This is a genomic window from Companilactobacillus sp. HBUAS59699 (genome assembly GCF_036913575.1).
Taxonomy (GTDB): Bacteria; Bacillota; Bacilli; order Lactobacillales; family Lactobacillaceae; genus Companilactobacillus.
Genome location: NZ_JAYKTV010000003.1, coordinates 322,020 through 338,611 on the forward strand (window position 1 = coordinate 322,020; position 16,592 = coordinate 338,611).

10 protein-coding genes and 2 tRNA genes are annotated in these 16,592 nt (G+C 39.0%); 10 read left to right on the plus strand and 2 right to left on the minus strand.

What is annotated here, in order from left to right; translation table 11 throughout:
• Positions 1-322 precede the first annotated feature (322 nt).
• A complete protein-coding gene (locus tag U8519_RS08045) occupies positions 323-1,675 on the plus strand; it encodes an FAD-dependent oxidoreductase (protein WP_334329805.1) in 1,353 nt (450 codons plus the stop codon).
• A gap of 581 nt (positions 1,676-2,256) precedes the next feature.
• On the opposite strand, the gene U8519_RS08050 is transcribed toward U8519_RS08045, so the two are convergent.
• Positions 2,257-2,949, minus strand: coding sequence for an EAL domain-containing protein (locus tag U8519_RS08050; protein WP_334329806.1), 693 nt, complete (start codon positions 2,947-2,949; stop codon positions 2,257-2,259).
• A 93-nt stretch (positions 2,950-3,042) separates the two neighbouring features.
• Here U8519_RS08050 and U8519_RS08055 point away from each other — a divergent pair, with 93 nt between their 5' ends.
• The 9 genes from U8519_RS08055 (at position 3,043) to U8519_RS08095 (ending at position 14,920) form a co-directional block, all read left to right on the plus strand.
• The gene (locus U8519_RS08055; RefSeq protein ID WP_334329807.1) at positions 3,043-4,398 is read left to right on the plus strand and encodes an FAD-dependent oxidoreductase; all 1,356 of its coding nucleotides are present in this window, start codon (positions 3,043-3,045) and stop codon (positions 4,396-4,398) included.
• 507 nt (positions 4,399-4,905) lie between these two features.
• Positions 4,906-7,464, plus strand: a complete 2,559-nt coding sequence (locus tag U8519_RS08060) for a YfhO family protein (RefSeq protein ID WP_334329808.1) — start codon at positions 4,906-4,908, stop codon at positions 7,462-7,464.
• 97 nt (positions 7,465-7,561) lie between these two features.
• The gene (gene glpK / locus U8519_RS08065) at positions 7,562-9,070 is read left to right on the plus strand and encodes a glycerol kinase GlpK (protein WP_334329809.1); all 1,509 of its coding nucleotides are present in this window, start codon (positions 7,562-7,564) and stop codon (positions 9,068-9,070) included.
• An 88-nt stretch (positions 9,071-9,158) separates the two neighbouring features.
• Entirely contained in the window at positions 9,159-10,664 is a 1,506-nt protein-coding gene (gene glpK, locus U8519_RS08070; RefSeq protein ID WP_334329810.1) for a glycerol kinase GlpK, read from the plus strand.
• 183 nt (positions 10,665-10,847) lie between these two features.
• Positions 10,848-12,326 carry a peptide MFS transporter gene (locus U8519_RS08075; protein WP_334329811.1) on the plus strand — a complete coding sequence of 493 codons (1,479 nt, stop codon included), beginning with the start codon at positions 10,848-10,850 and terminating at the stop codon, positions 12,324-12,326.
• 140 nt (positions 12,327-12,466) lie between these two features.
• Positions 12,467-12,549, plus strand: a tRNA-Tyr gene (locus tag U8519_RS08080).
• A gap of 5 nt (positions 12,550-12,554) precedes the next feature.
• Positions 12,555-12,626, plus strand: a tRNA-Gln gene (locus U8519_RS08085).
• A 118-nt stretch (positions 12,627-12,744) separates the two neighbouring features.
• The gene (locus tag U8519_RS08090) at positions 12,745-13,446 is read left to right on the plus strand and encodes a GntR family transcriptional regulator (protein ID WP_334329812.1); all 702 of its coding nucleotides are present in this window, start codon (positions 12,745-12,747) and stop codon (positions 13,444-13,446) included.
• 79 nt (positions 13,447-13,525) lie between these two features.
• Positions 13,526-14,920 (plus strand): O-antigen ligase family protein, encoded by a 1,395-nt coding sequence (locus U8519_RS08095; protein WP_334329813.1) that lies wholly within the window; start codon positions 13,526-13,528, stop codon positions 14,918-14,920.
• Positions 14,921-15,805: 885 nt separating this feature from the next.
• Here the strand turns inward: U8519_RS08095 and U8519_RS08100 are convergent.
• Positions 15,806-16,537 (minus strand): WecB/TagA/CpsF family glycosyltransferase, encoded by a 732-nt coding sequence (locus U8519_RS08100; RefSeq protein WP_334329814.1) that lies wholly within the window; start codon positions 16,535-16,537, stop codon positions 15,806-15,808.
• Positions 16,538-16,592 lie beyond the last annotated feature (55 nt).

The following is a 16,592-nucleotide window of genomic DNA, read 5'->3' on the forward strand; positions in this document are numbered from 1 at the left end:
CAATCATATCTGTACCCCTTTCACATTGAAGAGTATACAACATTTGTTTAAACAATTCTATTCAATTTAGACAAAAATTTTTATTTGTTTTTAACATCACAAACTAATATATTTGTATGATAATATAGTTACTTCTTGCTTTACGGTCAAAAATAGTAATTTGGTTATTGAGAGAGAAGGGGAAACGTTGCTATAGATGGATTTGTATTAAATATCAGTCATGGCATATTTTTTTATAAATCTTGGGTAAGCGCTTGCTTAGGTTTGACATTCTGTCTATAGCAATAGTTTAAATTATCACAATAGAAGGATGGTAGATACTATGAAAGTTAGTATTATTGGTTGTACACACGCAGGTACATTTTCAGCAATGAACATTTTGAAGGCACATCCAGACTGGGAAGTTACAGTCTACGAACGTAATGATAATTTATCATTTCTGTCATGCGGAATCGCTTTGTGGGTAAGTGATCGTGTTTCAGATCCTAATAAGATGTTCTATTCAAGTCCTGAGGATCTCGCCAAGTTAGGTGCAAACATGCAGATGAAGCATGATGTAACTAATATTGACTTTGATAATAAAAAACTAACTGTAAAAGATTTGGAAACTGGTGATGTTTCTGAACATGACTATGATAAATTAGTCATCACTACAGGTTCAGCTCCTATCGTTCCAAATATTCCTGGAATCGACTCTGATCGTGTTCAATTGTGCAAGAACTGGACAAATGCTACAGAGTTGAGAGAAAATGCTCAAAATATCAAGAGTGCTATTGTTATCGGTGCTGGTTACATCGGTGCTGAATTGGCAGAAGGTTACGCTACTCTTGGTAAAGAAACAACTTTGATCGATGCTTTGCCAGATGTTTTGGCTAAGAACTTTGATAAGAATATGTCAGAAGTCGCTGAAAAGGACTATCGTGACAATGGTGTAACACTAGGACTTGGTGAAAAAGTTCAATCATTCGAAGAAACAGCTGACGGTGTTATCGTTAAGACTGATAAGAATGAATACAAGGCTGATGTTGCGGTAATGTGCGTTGGCTTCAGTCCTAACACTGATATGTTCAAGGATGAATTCGAAACACTTCCAAATGGTGCTTTGATCGTGGATGAATACATGCACACCAGCAAACCAGATGTCTTCTCAGCTGGGGATGCTGCATCAGTTCACTACAATCCAACTAATGATAATCAATACATTCCTTTGGCAACGAATGCTGTTCGTCAAGGTATCTTGGTTGGTGCCAATATTGAAAAAGACACTGCTAAGTACATGGGAACACAATCATCATCAGCCGTTGAACTATTCGGTAGAACATACGCTGCTAGTGGTTTGACAGTTGGACATGCCAAAGTTCTCAACAAAGAAGTAGAGAGCGTAACGCTTGAAGATAACTATCGTCCAGAATTCATGTTATCGACAACACCAGTATTGATGAACTTAGTCTGGGATCCTGAAACACGTGAAGTACTTGGTGGAGCTTTGACAAGTATGTACGATGTATCTCAATCAGCTAACTTGCTATCCTTAGCTATTCAAAAGAAAGTAACTATTGATGAGCTATCTATGGTTGACTTCCTCTTCCAACCAAACTTTGACAAGCCGGTTAATTATGTCAGTGCTTTGGCAATTGCGGCTGTGGAAAAAGCTAACAGCAAGGTTGTTGAGTAGGTAGGTGTTCTGATGCCGCCCGCGGTTGAAAACAAGAAAGCCGCTGTGGGACCGCTTGGAGCTAAGATCTCCAAGCTCGATTTTGAACTTCGCATAGACCGCGAATTTCAAAATACGTCCGTGGACTAAGCGATAAATCGCTAATTCCACAAGCACTGCGGGCTTCCTTGTTTTCGCCCTTCGGCTCAACATGATAAGTATGGAATGGGATTGTGATGATTGTTCTATTTATTTTTTAGGAGTGGACAGGGCTAAGTTTCATGTTTTGTTCATGATATTGCATGACCTACAGTTAAATTAAGTAATTACACAAAAACAGCACGTCTGACGATTTTGTCGAGACGTGCTGTTTTATTTTGAAAAATTAATTATCACTCTAATCAAGTAGTAACGAAAAAAATAGCTGAAGGCGAGCAACAATGGAATCCGCCGTGATAGTGTACTTAGCGATTTATCGCTTAGTACACTGGACGACTTTGAAGACTACAGGCTTCAAAGCGAGGCTTAAGACGAAGACTTAAGCCGGTCCCAGGGCAGATGGAATTGTTGCCCACCTTCAGCGGCATACAACCAAGCAAATTCTAATACAAACAACAATCATGAGGTAACTTCAATAATTGCGGCTTACTATAATAGTAACCTTGCTTAAGGTGCACACCCAATTTGTCACTTAATTGATGATCAGCTTTGTCTTCAATACCTTCAATAATCAAGCGCAAACCGTATTCTTGGCTCATTGCATGCCAAAAATGAATTTTTTGTTTCATCTTGTCATCAATAAACTTCTTACTAAAGTTTTGTAAAGCAAATTTTAATTCTGAGGCAAATGGTAATAAATCTTTGATGTTTTGAAAATGATTAATACCTGTTCCAACGTCATCAAGTGATATTTGCATTCCTCTATCCAAAAAATCTGACAGTTTTTGGATGATCTCTTCTATCGGATAATTATGAGGGCTGTCATCCTCAGTTAGTTCTACTACTAACTTAGTTGGGTAAATTTGTTGCTGACTTTGGATTATTGCTTCAGAAATCGTTGTTGTCATAAGTTGCTCACGACTGATATTCACGGATAAGCGACGAACCTTGTCTGATAGTACCTTGGTTGTTTCAATTAATAAATCGGCAGTGATTTGTGGATCGATTGCGGAGAATGATTCTGGCAAGCGCCAACCTTCCGGTGTATGTTTCTTCATTAATAATTCGTATCCAATGATAGTATCCGTATGAGTATCTACTTGTGGTTGAACAAAATAACGATAAACTGATGTCAATAAACGTTTCCTCCAAAATATAATTATTTACATAATTTAATATAACACTATAATATACTATGATAATATTCGACAGAAAGAAAGGGTTAATTTATGAAAGTCGTCGTCATTGGTTGTACTCATGCAGGCATAGCTGCCGTTAAACAGATTTTAAATTATTATCCTGAAACGGAAATTACAGTATATGAACGTCAAAATAGTATCTCTTATTTGTCCTGCGCTACGTATTTACATATCAAGGGAACTGTTAAGACACTTTCAGATGCCCTATATGCCGAACCGGAAGATTTTGAACGTCAAGGAGTCGACATGGAGATGAATCATGATGTCATCAGTCTCGATGCAGATAAGCACTCACTGTTAGTTCAAAACCTTGAAACTAAGAATATGGAAAAGGTCACGTATGATAAGTTGATCGTGGCAACAGGCTCAATTACTGCTATACCAACTATTAGCGGGATCGAAAATCCAAAAGTCTTGTTGTGCAAGACCTACGAACAAGCCCGCAATCTGTGTACTTCAACTTTGAAAAAGCAACGAATCGCCGTTATTGGTGGCGGATATGTTGGAGTTGAATTGGCTGAGGGTTACGCTAAGTCAGGTCATGAGGTATTGTTGTTCCAACAATCAGAATATCTATTGAACAAATACGTTGAACCAGTGATCTCAAAGGCTGTTGCTGAAAAGCTCAGAGATAACGGCGTTCAAGTCTTTACTGGAGCTCGGGTCCAGGCTTTTTCTGATACTCAAAATGGCGCCTTGGAAGTTACTGCTGATGGTAAAAAATACGAAGTCGACATGGCAGCAATGAGTGCTGGGATGATTCCTCAGACTGATTTGCTTCAAGGTCAAGTCGATATGGCTGAAAATGGTGCTATCATCGTTGACGACTACATGCATACGTCGAATCCAGATATTCTAGCAGCTGGTGATGCGTCAGTCATCCATTATAATCCAACGAAGTCCGTTAGATATTCACCACTGGCATCTCACGCCGTTCGTCAAGGAACCTTAGCCGGTATCAATGTGTTGGATCGCCGATTGAGAACGATCGGAACACAATCGACAACGGGGATGTTGGTATTCAATCAAACCGTCGCCACTACTGGATTGACAGTAGAAGATGCTAAGGAAGCAAACCTGAATGTTGCCAACATCGTCTATACTGGACCTTACCGACCAGATTTCATGCCGGATACGAAGCCAGTTACAGTCGTATTAGTCTATGATCGCAATACCCGCAAGATCTTGGGTGCTCAGCTGATGAGTGAACATGATGTATCACAATCTGCCAATACAGTTTCAGCCTTGATCCAGAACGATGCCACGATCGATCAACTTGCCTTGTTAGATATGTTATTCTCACCGAACTTCAATAATCCATTTGATTACTTGAATTTGGCAGGTCAAAAAGCAGTCGAACAAGAAAAAGGCTACTTAAGAACTTAATTTTGCTGGATGTTTTTTCACACTTTATTCCTATTTTGAGCGGATTATTTTCATAATATCCGGTTACTATGTATGCATAGTCATCAAAAGAGGTGAATCATATGAAAAAACATCCATTTTTAGCTATCGCTGGTGTATCAGTTATTGCCACAGTTTTTTTGTCGTTAATAATGTAATATTACTTTTTAAGTGGGTACACTATTTAAGTGCTAACGAAAAATAGCTGACGATGGGCAACAATGGAATCCGCCGTGATAGTGTACTTAGCGATTTATCGCTTAGTACACTGGACGACTTTGAAGACTACAGGCTTCAAAGCGAGGCTTAAGACGAAGACTTAAGCCGGTCCCAAGGCAGATGGAATTGTTGCCCACCGTTAGCGGCAATAGAAACCCTGGCAATAGACCATCTAACGTATACTCAAAATCAAGCCTTTTTTGATGTAATCGACTTGATTATATGTTATTAATTACGTAAGGTTTTAAGGTAGTTTAATGGGAGTTCAGGATGAAAAAAAATCGTATTGGATATTATTTGGGTGCCTTTGCAATCAATTTGATCATTATTTCAATGATTTTTTGGTTCAACGGCTTAGTTCCGTTTGGAAATAATAATTTTTTAACGAGTGATCTGGGAACACAATATATTGCCTTTCTAACCGAGTTGCGCCGGCAATTAGTTCACGGAAATCTCCATTTATATTTGTTTAGTCAGTCGTTGGGGGATAACTTTTTCCCAATCATCAGCTATTATTTGTTATCGCCTTTTAATTTGTTACTAGTATTATTCAAAGCTCAAGCAGTTCCAGTAGCTGCTGACGTGATTATTATGCTGAAAATCTCGGCCATGGGCGTGTCGATGGCTTATTTTCTAACGCAATATTTCAAGCAGTCACGTCCTTCGAATTATATTTTTACGATCGCCTATAGTTTTTGTGGATTCACGGCTTCGTATTTTTACGATCTAATGTGGTTGGATGCTCTGATCATGTTGCCGATCGTAGCGGTTGGTGTCATGCGTGTTATTCAGGATAATAAATTTGTTTTGTATTATTTTTCGATCTTATTATCAATTATTTTTAATTATTATCTGGGCTACATGCTCTGTATTTTTTCAGTGTGTTTCTTCATATATTTAGCTTTGGAAAACAACCTGATGCAGCAACGGACACGTTTTGTCACGATTAGGAATTATATTGTAGCTTCACTGCTGGGAGGACTGAGTGCTGCAGTAGTGTTGATACCGACTTTTGCAGGAATGTTGAAGACGGCGAAGACTTCATTCGATAGTTTTAATTATTTACCTTCAGCTCGATTCGGATTCGAAGCCTTCACACAATTAGGAATCGGCGGCAATACCTTTATGCAGCGACTGCACCACGGACCATCGGTCTTTATGACTTCGACGGTTTTGATTTTGTTGCTGAGTTACTTCTTCAGTAATCGAGTGTCCAAGTCCGACAAGAATCACTCGATGTTCTTGATCGGTATTTTGCTGGCCAGTATGTTTGTGACGACTTTTAATACAGTTTGGCATATGTTCCAAAATCCAGCGGGATTCCCGTTCAGAAATAGTTTTATTTTCTCTTTTGTCTGTATCTTTGTAGCTCATAAAGCTTTTTCAGCAGGGGTCTTCAAGGATGTTCATACTATTATCAAGTCAACTTGTACGGCTGGTATTTTGATCTGTATTGGTTATGCAACGGAATGGCTAGTTCCTAGATTCATTGAGAGAATGGGCTACGAGACGCCTGATAATGCGTATAACTATCACTATTTTTGGCTGAGTTTGATCTGTATCGTTATCTCAGGTCTGTTAATAATCATGTTCAGTAAGAATAAGTATATCGGCATTGGTATTCTGGCAATGATCTCGTTTGAAGTTTTTGCTAACTTCAATTCGGTGCTTGATACGGCCTATTTGGGGAATCAACAAGTATATAGCCGACAGTATCAACGTGAAAATAATATTTTGACAGATGTAAAGAACAGCAGTCATCCGGGACATCGAATCATTGTTTCGAAGTCAGGATTGAACAAGGCCTTTCCAGATCAGTACAATAATTACAATGATCCGGTATTGTTCAATATCAATGGACTCAGTCTGTACAGCTCCACACTTAATCAAGATACTATGACGATGATGAATGATCTGGGTTATTTCAGTTTCAACGTTCGACGGATCAGTCACTTCGGTGGAACTGATATTACCAACGCACTCTTCGGCGTTTACTTCAATATCAGTCAGTTGGATCATCGTTATATCGTTAATGAACATTATGATGCACCAACCTTAGGCTTCTTGGTCAGCAATGATGTTTATGATTTTCAGATGATACCTAAGCGAGCCTTGGATAACCAAAATCGTTTGTGGCAGTCATTGAATGGTACTGACACGCAGTATTTGAAGAATGCTTCAATCAATACTATGTCGCAAAAGAACCACAAAAAGAGAACTATGTACACTTATCAACTGAAAACTGAAACTACTGGACCGTTATACTTCTATGTATCACCATTCAATTATTATGCCTCCAGAATCTATGTCAATGGCCGCCGTATCAACACTCCACAGATAGAAGTACAAAAGGCTGCCGTTATGGACTTGGGTGATTTTAAGAAAAATGAATCTGTCGAAGTCAAAATTCTGACACGTAAACCGTTGGAGATCAACCCGAGTTACTTCCGTTCACTTGATTATGATAAGTATGAGGCAACTATAGATAAGTTCCGTGCTAATTCAATGAAGATAACTTCGGACTTGAATCACGATACGGTCAAAGGCACGATATCGGTCAAGAAGAATTCACCACTGTTATTGAGTATTCCCTATGATAATGGCTGGACAGCTTATGATAATGGTAAAAAAGTTAAGATTCATAAAGTTATCAGTAATTTAATGGCGATAGACCTAGATAAGGGCTACCATAAGATAGAGCTAAAATATCAATTTCCAGGTTTGAAGTTAGGTTGGATAATTTCAATTATTTCAATCGCTATTTTTGCAATATATTTAGCTTTTAATAAATATTTAAATAAAAATAGTAGTAAAATGTTTGTGAAATAGCTAATTATTGCAAAATAAGTCTTTTAATTTTCAATATCTAGCTAAATGTTATAAGATTTTATCATGAAACGCTTACATAAAGAGATGAGGTGCAGAAATGTCAAATGAATACATTATGGCAATCGATGAGGGAACAACAAGTACACGTGCGATTATTTTTGACAAAAAAGGAAGCAAGGTCGCAGATGCTCAGCGTGAATTTACGCAACATTTCCCAGAACCTGGTTGGGTAGAACACGACGCTAATGAGATTTGGAACGCTGTTCAATCAACTATTGCTAATGTCTTTATTGAATCTGGTATTAAACCAAACCAAATTAAAGGGATCGGTATTACGAATCAACGTGAAACTACTGTGATTTGGGATAAGAAGACTGGATTACCGATTTATAACGCAATTGTTTGGCAAAGTCGTCAGACGACAGATATCGCCAATAAGCTTAAAGAAGACGGCTATGACGATATGATCCATCAAAAGACTGGTCTATTGATCGATTCATATTTCTCAGCTACGAAGATCCGCTGGATCTTGGATCACGTTAAGGGTGCTCAAGAACGTGCTGAAAATGGTGAATTGTTATTTGGTACGATCGATAGCTGGCTTTTATGGAAACTATCAGGTGGAGCCGCTCATGTGACTGACTATTCTAATGCCAGTCGTACGATGTTATTCAATATCCATGAATTGAAGTGGGATCAAGATATTTTGAAGATCTTGAATATTCCTGAAGCGATGCTTCCAGAGGTTCGTCCTAATTCTGAAGTTTATGGTAAGACTAAGGACTATCATTTCTACGGTTCTGAAGTTCCAATATCAGGTATGGCAGGTGACCAACAGGCTGCCTTGTTCGGCCAAATGGCCTTTGAACCAGGAATGGTTAAGAATACTTACGGTACTGGTGCCTTCGTAGTTATGAATACAGGTGAAGAGCCACAATTATCTGATAACAACTTATTGACGACGATCGGTTATGGTATCAATGGCAAAGTTTACTATGCGCTCGAAGGTAGTATTTTCGTTGCTGGATCAGCTATTCAATGGTTGCGTGATGCCATGAAGTTGGTTGACTCAGCTCCAGAATCAGAAGAAGCTGCTATTAATTCTCATGATGACGATGAAGTCTATGTTGTTCCTGCCTTTACAGGATTGGGTGCTCCATACTGGGATTCCGATGCTCGTGGTGCAGTCTTCGGATTGACACGTGGAACTAGCCGTGAAGACTTTATCAAGGCAACCCTCCAATCATTAGCTTATCAATCTCGTGATGTTATTGACACGATGAAGAAGGATACAGGCATTGATATTCCAACCTTAAAGGTTGACGGTGGAGCTGCTAATAACAAGTTCTTGATGCAATTCCAAGCTGATATTTTGCAGACGCCAGTTCAACGTGCCAAGGATCTTGAAACCACTGCTCTAGGTGCTGCCTTCTTAGCTGGATTAGCTGTTGGCTATTGGAAGGACTTAGACGAAATCAAAAAAGATTACGCTACGGGTGCTACTTTCAAGCCGGAAATGGACAAGAAACGTTCAGATTACTTATATGAAGGTTGGCAACAAGCCGTAAGTGCTACTAGACAGTTCAAGCATAAAGCTATTAAATAGAGATAATTAATAAATTAATAATACAAAAAGGTTTAATTGTGTAAGTGATTAAACCTTTTTGGTGTTATTAGATTATGTGAGGATAAAAATGGTAAAAAAAGAATACATACTTGCAATCGATGAGGGTACAACAACTGCCAGAGCCATTATCTTTGATCATGCTGGCAAAAAAATAGCTTCAGCCCGCCATCCGATTCGTCAAATCCTACCAAATCCTGGTTGGGTAGAACATGATGCAACAGAGATCTGGAATGCTGTACAGACAACAATTGCGACGACGTTGATTGAATCAGGGATCAAACCTGATCAAATCGATTCGATCGGTATCGCTAGTCAACGTGAAACCACGGTTATTTGGGACAAGAAGACTGGTTTGCCAATTCACAACGCTGTTGTTTGGCAAAGTCGTCAAACTTCCGAGTTGGCTAATGATTTGATCAAAAATGGTTATGAAGAAGAGATCCACAAAAAAACTGGCTTGATCGTGAGTCCGTATTTTTCAGCCACGAAGATCCGCTGGATCTTAGACCATGTCGACGGTGCTCAAGAACGTGCTGAAAAGGGTGAATTGCTGTTTGGGACGATCAACACTTGGTTATTATGGCAATTGACTGATGGTGACAGCTTCTTAACTGACTATGCTAATGCCAGTCGGACGATGCTCTACAACATCAATGATCTTAAGTGGGATGATGAATTATTAGAGTTATTCAATATTCCTAAGGCAATGTTACCGGAAGTTAAGTCTAATTCAGAATTGTTCGGTGTAACTAAGAATTATCATTTTTATGGTTCAGAAGTACCTATCACTGGTATGACGGGATCACAACAAGCTTCATTATTCGGGCAAATGGCATTTGAACCAGGAATGGTTAAGAACACTTATGGTACTGGCGCTTTTGCCGTAATGAATACTGGTAACAAGCCAGCTTTATCAGATAACAATCTATTGACGACAATTGCTTATGGAATCAATGGTGAGATAACTTATGCCTTGGAAGGTAGTATTTTTGTTGCCGGTGCAGCTTTGCAGTGGTTGCGTGATGGGATGAGAATTGTCAAACACACACCTGATACTGACGCTGCCGCCAAGAGATCGACTGATCACAACGAAGTCTATGTTGTGCCGGCCTTCTCTGGATTAGGTGCTCCTTATTGGGATGACAAGGCACATGGTACCGTCTTCGGTATTACTCGTGGAACTACTGACGATGATTTTATCAAGGCAACTCTACAAGCAATTGCTTATCAGACTAAGGACATTATTGATACGATGAGTTCTGATTCAGAGATCCCAATCGAAGTCTTAAAGGTCGATGGTGCGGCAACCGCGAATGATTACTTGATGCAATTCCAATCCGATCTATTAGGAATCCCACTGCAAGTCTCTGCTGAATTGGAGACGACTTCTTTAGGAGCAGCCTTTTTAGCAGGACTAGGTAGTGGTTACTGGAAAGATCTAGATGATATTAAGAAGAATTACCAAATTGGTAGTGACTATGAACCTAAGATGGAAGAAGAAGTTCGTAAGAATCTCTACAACGGTTGGAGAGAGGCAGTTGCGGCCACAATGGCATTTAAACATCATAAATAATGAAAGCTTGTGGCTTAAAAACGTAGCTATCTAACAATAAATAAGAGTTCACATTAAAATACTCTTATTTTTTTTTGTTGATATAACAACATTTTTGGACTAAATATTAAAAAAGTTTTGACAGATTGCGTTCAAGAGCTTAATATTAACCTATTGTTGTGTAATGTGAGGAGAGAATTTTTAATGGATGAAAAGAAGAAAGACCGAGGTTTCTTCGGACAACCTATAGGTCTGCGAACATTGTTCTTAACTGAATTCTGGGAAAGATTCAGTTACTATGGTATGCGTGCCATCTTACTTTTCTATATGTACTATGCTATAGATAAGGGTGGACTTGGAATGAACCAAGTCACGGCCGCATCAGTTATGTCTATCTACGGTTCGCTAGTTTATATGTCTAGTGTTATTGGTGGATATATCAGTGATAGAATTTTGGGAGCCAGAAGAACTGTCTTCTGGGGTGGTGTCTTGATCATGCTTGGTCACATCGCCTTGTCATTCCCATTAGGGGAAGCTGGATTATTCCTTTCAATCGGATTGATTACTATCGGTACTGGTTTATTGAAGCCTAATGTTTCTGAAATGGTTGGTGGACTATATACAGATGATGATCCACGTCGTGATTCTGGTTTCAGTATCTACGTCATGGGTATCAACTTGGGTTCACTTATTGCTCCACAAGCGGTTAACTCAATGTGGCACCACTTCAGCTTCCACGCTGGTTTCTCATTAGCTGCTATCGGTATGTTTATTGGACTTATTGTTTACTGGTGGGATGGTAGAAGATACCTTCCAGAATCAAGTTTACATGCTCCAGATCCAATCTCAGGCTCAGAACTTAAGAAGTTCTACAGACGTGTTGCCTATGGTGTTATTGCCATAATTGTTATTGTGGCTATCATGGCATTCGCCAAAGCATTAACAGTTGATAACTTCATTGTTATTCTAAGTATTCTTGGTATTGCCTTGCCTGTTGGTTACTTCGTAATGATGCTTACTAGCAAGAAGGTTACTAAGGTTGAACGTTCTCGTGTTATTGCTTATATTCCATTGTTCATCGCTGCTGCTATTTTCTGGGCAATCGAAGAACAAGGATCAGTTGTTCTAGCTCTATTTGCGGCTGAACAAACACAATTGCACTTTGCTAACTTCAGTATTTCTGCACCTCAATTCCAGATGCTTAACCCATTCTTTATCATCATCTATTCACCAATATTTGCATGGTTATGGCTTAAGTTAGGTAAGAGACAACCATCTTCACCTTCGAAGTTCTGGCTAGGTTTGGTTGCTACAGCTATTTCTTACTTCGTACTGATGATCCCTCTAGTTGGATTAAGCTCAGATGGTAAGGTTAGTCCACTCTGGTTGGTTCTAAGTTGGGGTATTATTGAAATTGGTGAAATGTTGATTTCTCCAGTTGGATTGTCTGCTACAACTAAACTAGCTCCTAAGGCATTCTCGTCACAAATGATGAGTATGTGGTTCTTGGCTGATTCAGCCGGACAAGCTGCTAATGCGCAACTTGTTAAGTTATTCGAACCTGGTAACCCAAGTAACGAAATGATGTTCTTCGGTGTTACAGGTGTTGTAACACTTGTAGTAGGTATCATCTTGGCATTGCTTGTGCCTAAGATCAAACCACTCATGAAGGGTGTTAACTAGGAAGTATTTTAAATAATATATTTTATAAGAGCGGACTCAAATCGAGTCGGCTCTTTTTTTGATGCAATTAAAAAAATCTTCTAAAAATACTTGAAATGTCTAAATATTTTCGGTAATATAATTAAGTCGAGTAAAGACATGGAGGGGTAGCGAAGTCTGGCTAAACGCGGCGGACTGTAAATCCGCTCCTTCGGGTTCGGTGGTTCGAATCCACTCCCCTCCATTAATTGGGTTATAGCCAAGCGGTAAGGCAATGGACTTTGACTCCATCATGCGCTGGTTCGAATCCAGCTAACCCAATACTTACAAAAAAGGGCCGATTTCATCGGTCCTTTTTTTTATTATTTATCCGAATTACGGTATAATCTATTCTATTAGTGTTAAAGGCACTTAACTGCTCAAAAGGAGAATCTTAAACATGAGAGTTCCAGTTTACATTCAAATACATAACAGAATCAAAAAAGAAATCGAATCAGGTAAGTGGGCAGTTGGCGAAAGAATACCTTCTGAACGTAAACTAGCCGAAGACTTCGATGTAAGTCGTATGACTCTCAGACAAGCAATTCAAACCTTAGTTGATGAGGGAATCCTACAACGTCAGGTTGGATCAGGTACATACGTTTCTAGCAGTAAGGTTCAAGAGAAGATGTCTGGAACAACTAGTTTTACCGAGATCACTGAAGGACAAGGTAAGAAACCATCGAGTAAGACGGTTTCTTATCACGTCGCTGATCCATCCATGAGTGAGATGGAAAAACTCAAGTTGAGTGATGGGGAACAAGTATTGCGAATGGAAAGAATTCGTTACGCTGACGACCAACCGATCTGCTTTGAGGTAACTACCATTCCTACATCGATCGTTAGTGATCTAGACAAGGAAGACATAACGTCTTCTCTGTACAAAGCCCTAGAGGATAAAGCAGGTTTGCGCTTAGGGACTGCCACTCAGACTGTGTCAGCTATGCTATCATCAGAAAAAATTGCTACACTATTGAAAGTAAAGCGTGGTTCAGCAATTTTACGTTTGCGTCAAGTAACAACCTTAGATGATGGACGTCCATTCGAATATGTACGTTCACAATATGCCGGAGATCGTTTTGAATTTTATCTAGAAAGATAAAGTCAGATATTTTTTTCGAGGGTAATTTAAGGTAATATAGAAACAACACCGTTTCAAAATATTTAGCTGGGAGTCATTTATGCAAAGCTTTGTAAAAAAATATAGCATTTTCTTAATGCTGTATATTGTATTTCAACCGATATTAGATTCTATCACCGGCTTAATGATGAGAATGCACATCGATGTCACATTTGGTGTACTGATTCGAATGGCTGTTATGGCCGTAACCGTCTTTTATCTATTGATATATTTAATATTAAATCGTGATAATAAAAAAGGCTTCATGATAATCGGCTACTTTGTTCTATTGGCATTAATGTCAGTAATAAATTTAGTCGTTAACATGCGAACAAAGACACTTTTTGTTCCATCACTAGAATTAACAACTTTGGCAAAGAGTTTGTACTATCCTGTAATGTTATTGGCGTATTTCTATGCGTTTGAAGAATTAGCCGAAGATCGAATCATCAATCGTTTCTTCCCTAAGGCAATTTTCTATGCAATCAACATTGTCAGTGTCATTATGATAATTGCTCATTTCACTGGTAGCTCATTCAGTTCTTATTCATACTACAAGTTGGGTGAAAGTGGCTGGTTCTTTGCTGCCAATGAGTTGAGTGCCATTGTTTCAATAACATTCCCAATTATGATTTGGTACGCTCTAGAAAAGATCGATACTTGGACTAGAGTTTATTACTGGGTAACGATCATCATAGCAATCTATTCAGCCTTACTGATCGGTACGAAGGGCTCGTTGCTTGCAGTTATCTTCGGTATTTGTATGGGTATCTTGTCGACCGTGATCCAATTCTTCCGTCGTGGAGCTAGCAAGAAACTCATGGCGTTTTTGGCTGGAATCTTAGTAATAACGCTTGGTGGTATCTTCTTAGCCTATCCAGCTATGGCAGTTTCAAGAACTGCAGAATTACATAGTGAGATGATCAAGTACAAGAAGAAAAAAGCTAAGACTAAAAAAGGTCTAACTAAGGATCAAGAGAAATACGTCAAGACTAATAAGACAGTTTCATACTTATTGAGTGGACGTACTATCTACTTCGAGAATGCCTCACACAACTTCGCTAAAGCAACACCTGCCCAAAAGATCTTCGGAATGGGTTATGCTACTAACTTTAAGAAGGTTAAAAATGCTAAGTTGGTTGAGATGGATTATATCGATATCTTCTTCCAATTCGGGTTCTTAGGAACACTTGTCTATATGGCACCGTTGATCTATTGTTTGATTTACTTGATAGGAACTTTCTTTATGAAGTTTAAGTACATGTGGTCATACAAGTGGTCATTGTTGGTTGCCAGTGTTGCTTTAGGATTTGGAATGGCACTATTGACTGGACATGTGATCGAAGCTCCTTCAGTAAGTATTTACTTCGTAGGGATTCTGGCCTATGCAATGTTTAATGCACGGATTTTGTTACGGACTAATGAGGATCCTTATACTATTGGGGTGCGGGACTAGGGTTTTGATTTCCTTTTCCGCTTCCGGTCAGCAGTAATTCCATCTGTGGCAGGACCGATTTGAGCCGAAAAGCGGTCTAAAATCTTGCTTTCTTGCTTTGCATAAACCACGCAAATCAAGAAAGACATCCAGTGCTGTAAATGTGGAAAATCACCACATTAACACCACTTTTGCCACGGATTCCATTACTGCTGACCTCCAGCTGATTTGATTGGCTGTTCTTTGGTAGTTTAAATAATATAAAATTGAATATGTTTTTGAATGGTTATATCTTGGAGCTTTTCTGAGATGTAGCCATTTTTTATTTTTGCTTACTATTCCGCTTCCGGTCAGCAGTAATTCCATCTGTGGCGGGACCAGTCCGAGCCAAAAAGCGGTCTCGAACTTTGCTTTCTTGCTTTGCATAGACCGCAAATCAAGAAAGACATCCGTGCTGTAAATGTGGGAAAACCGCCCGCATTAACAGCACAATCGCCACGGATTCCATTACTGCTGACCTCCAGCTGATTTGATTGGTTGTTCTATGATAGTTTAATTAATATAAGATTGGATGTTTTTTTGAATGGTTAAGTCTAAGTACAAAATACAAAAAATCCCCTTATAGGCTTTTAACTATAAGAGGATTATCAAAATTATTGTAATATACTATTTAATTAATTTTTCAACGAAATAATTAAATCATCAAGCGACTACGAATCAAATCAACGAAAAAACTAGCTGAAGATGATCAACAATGGAATCCGCCGTGATAGTGTACTAGGCGATTTATCGCTTAGTACACTGGACGACTTTGAAGACTACAGGCTTCAAAGCGAGGCTTAAGACGAAGACTTAAGCCGGTCCGACGGCAGATGGAATTGTTGAACATCTTCAGCGGCAGTAGCACTACTTCACAGAATGCTTTTTCTCAGCGTTTATCAGTCTCATGTATTTTGGTATAGCTAACATACGCCCAAAGCGAGTAGGCTCCTTAATTAAGCGATATAACCACTCTAAACTGAGCTTTTGGAATATCTTAGGCGCACGCTTCTTAGTCCCTGAGAAGACGTCAAAACTGCCTCCTACGCCTATCCAAATAGCATCATTTTGATGACGATACTTGTCAATGAAGAATTCCTGCTTAGGTGATCCTAAAGCCACTAAAACAACATTAGGCTTCTTATCCACAATATCATCGACAACTTCTTGGTCGTCTTTGAAATAACCATCGTGATATCCAACTAGATCAATCTGTGGGAATTCACGTTCAATGCGGTCGGCACTGGCTTTAATGACTTCTGGTTTTGCGCCAAGAAGATATACTTTGAGTTGCTTTCTGTTGGCAGTTTTTATTAGAAACATCAAAGTATCGAATCCAGTGATACGTTCGTGCATTGGTGTACCCAATGTCTTAGCACCTTTAATGATTCCAATCCCATCGGGAATGACATAATCGGCACTGTTGATTATTTTTGAAAATTCGGGATTTTCGCGGGCTGAAAGGACTATTTCTGGATTTGGTGTAACGATGAAACGGTTAGATCTACCGTCCATATCGTCACTCAAATACTTGTGAAATTGTTTTTCAGTGTAGTTGTCAAATTTTGTACCCAAAATATTTACTCTATTCTTGTGCATACCGTTCTCCTTTACTGTATTATTATACACGAGAAAGATTAATTTGAGAGGTGTG

Coding starts and splice junctions, on each gene's coding strand:
- U8519_RS08045 (WP_334329805.1), top strand. CDS start 323: ATGAAAGTTAGTATTATTGGTTGTACACACGCAGGTACATTTTCAGCA.
- U8519_RS08055 (WP_334329807.1), top strand. CDS start 3,043: ATGAAAGTCGTCGTCATTGGTTGTACTCATGCAGGCATAGCTGCCGTT.
- U8519_RS08060 (WP_334329808.1), top strand. CDS start 4,906: ATGAAAAAAAATCGTATTGGATATTATTTGGGTGCCTTTGCAATCAAT.
- glpK (WP_334329809.1), top strand. CDS start 7,562: ATGTCAAATGAATACATTATGGCAATCGATGAGGGAACAACAAGTACA.
- glpK (WP_334329810.1), top strand. CDS start 9,159: ATGGTAAAAAAAGAATACATACTTGCAATCGATGAGGGTACAACAACT.
- U8519_RS08075 (WP_334329811.1), top strand. CDS start 10,848: ATGGATGAAAAGAAGAAAGACCGAGGTTTCTTCGGACAACCTATAGGT.
- U8519_RS08090 (WP_334329812.1), top strand. CDS start 12,745: ATGAGAGTTCCAGTTTACATTCAAATACATAACAGAATCAAAAAAGAA.
- U8519_RS08095 (WP_334329813.1), top strand. CDS start 13,526: ATGCAAAGCTTTGTAAAAAAATATAGCATTTTCTTAATGCTGTATATT.
- U8519_RS08100 (WP_334329814.1), bottom strand. CDS start 16,537: ATGCACAAGAATAGAGTAAATATTTTGGGTACAAAATTTGACAACTAC.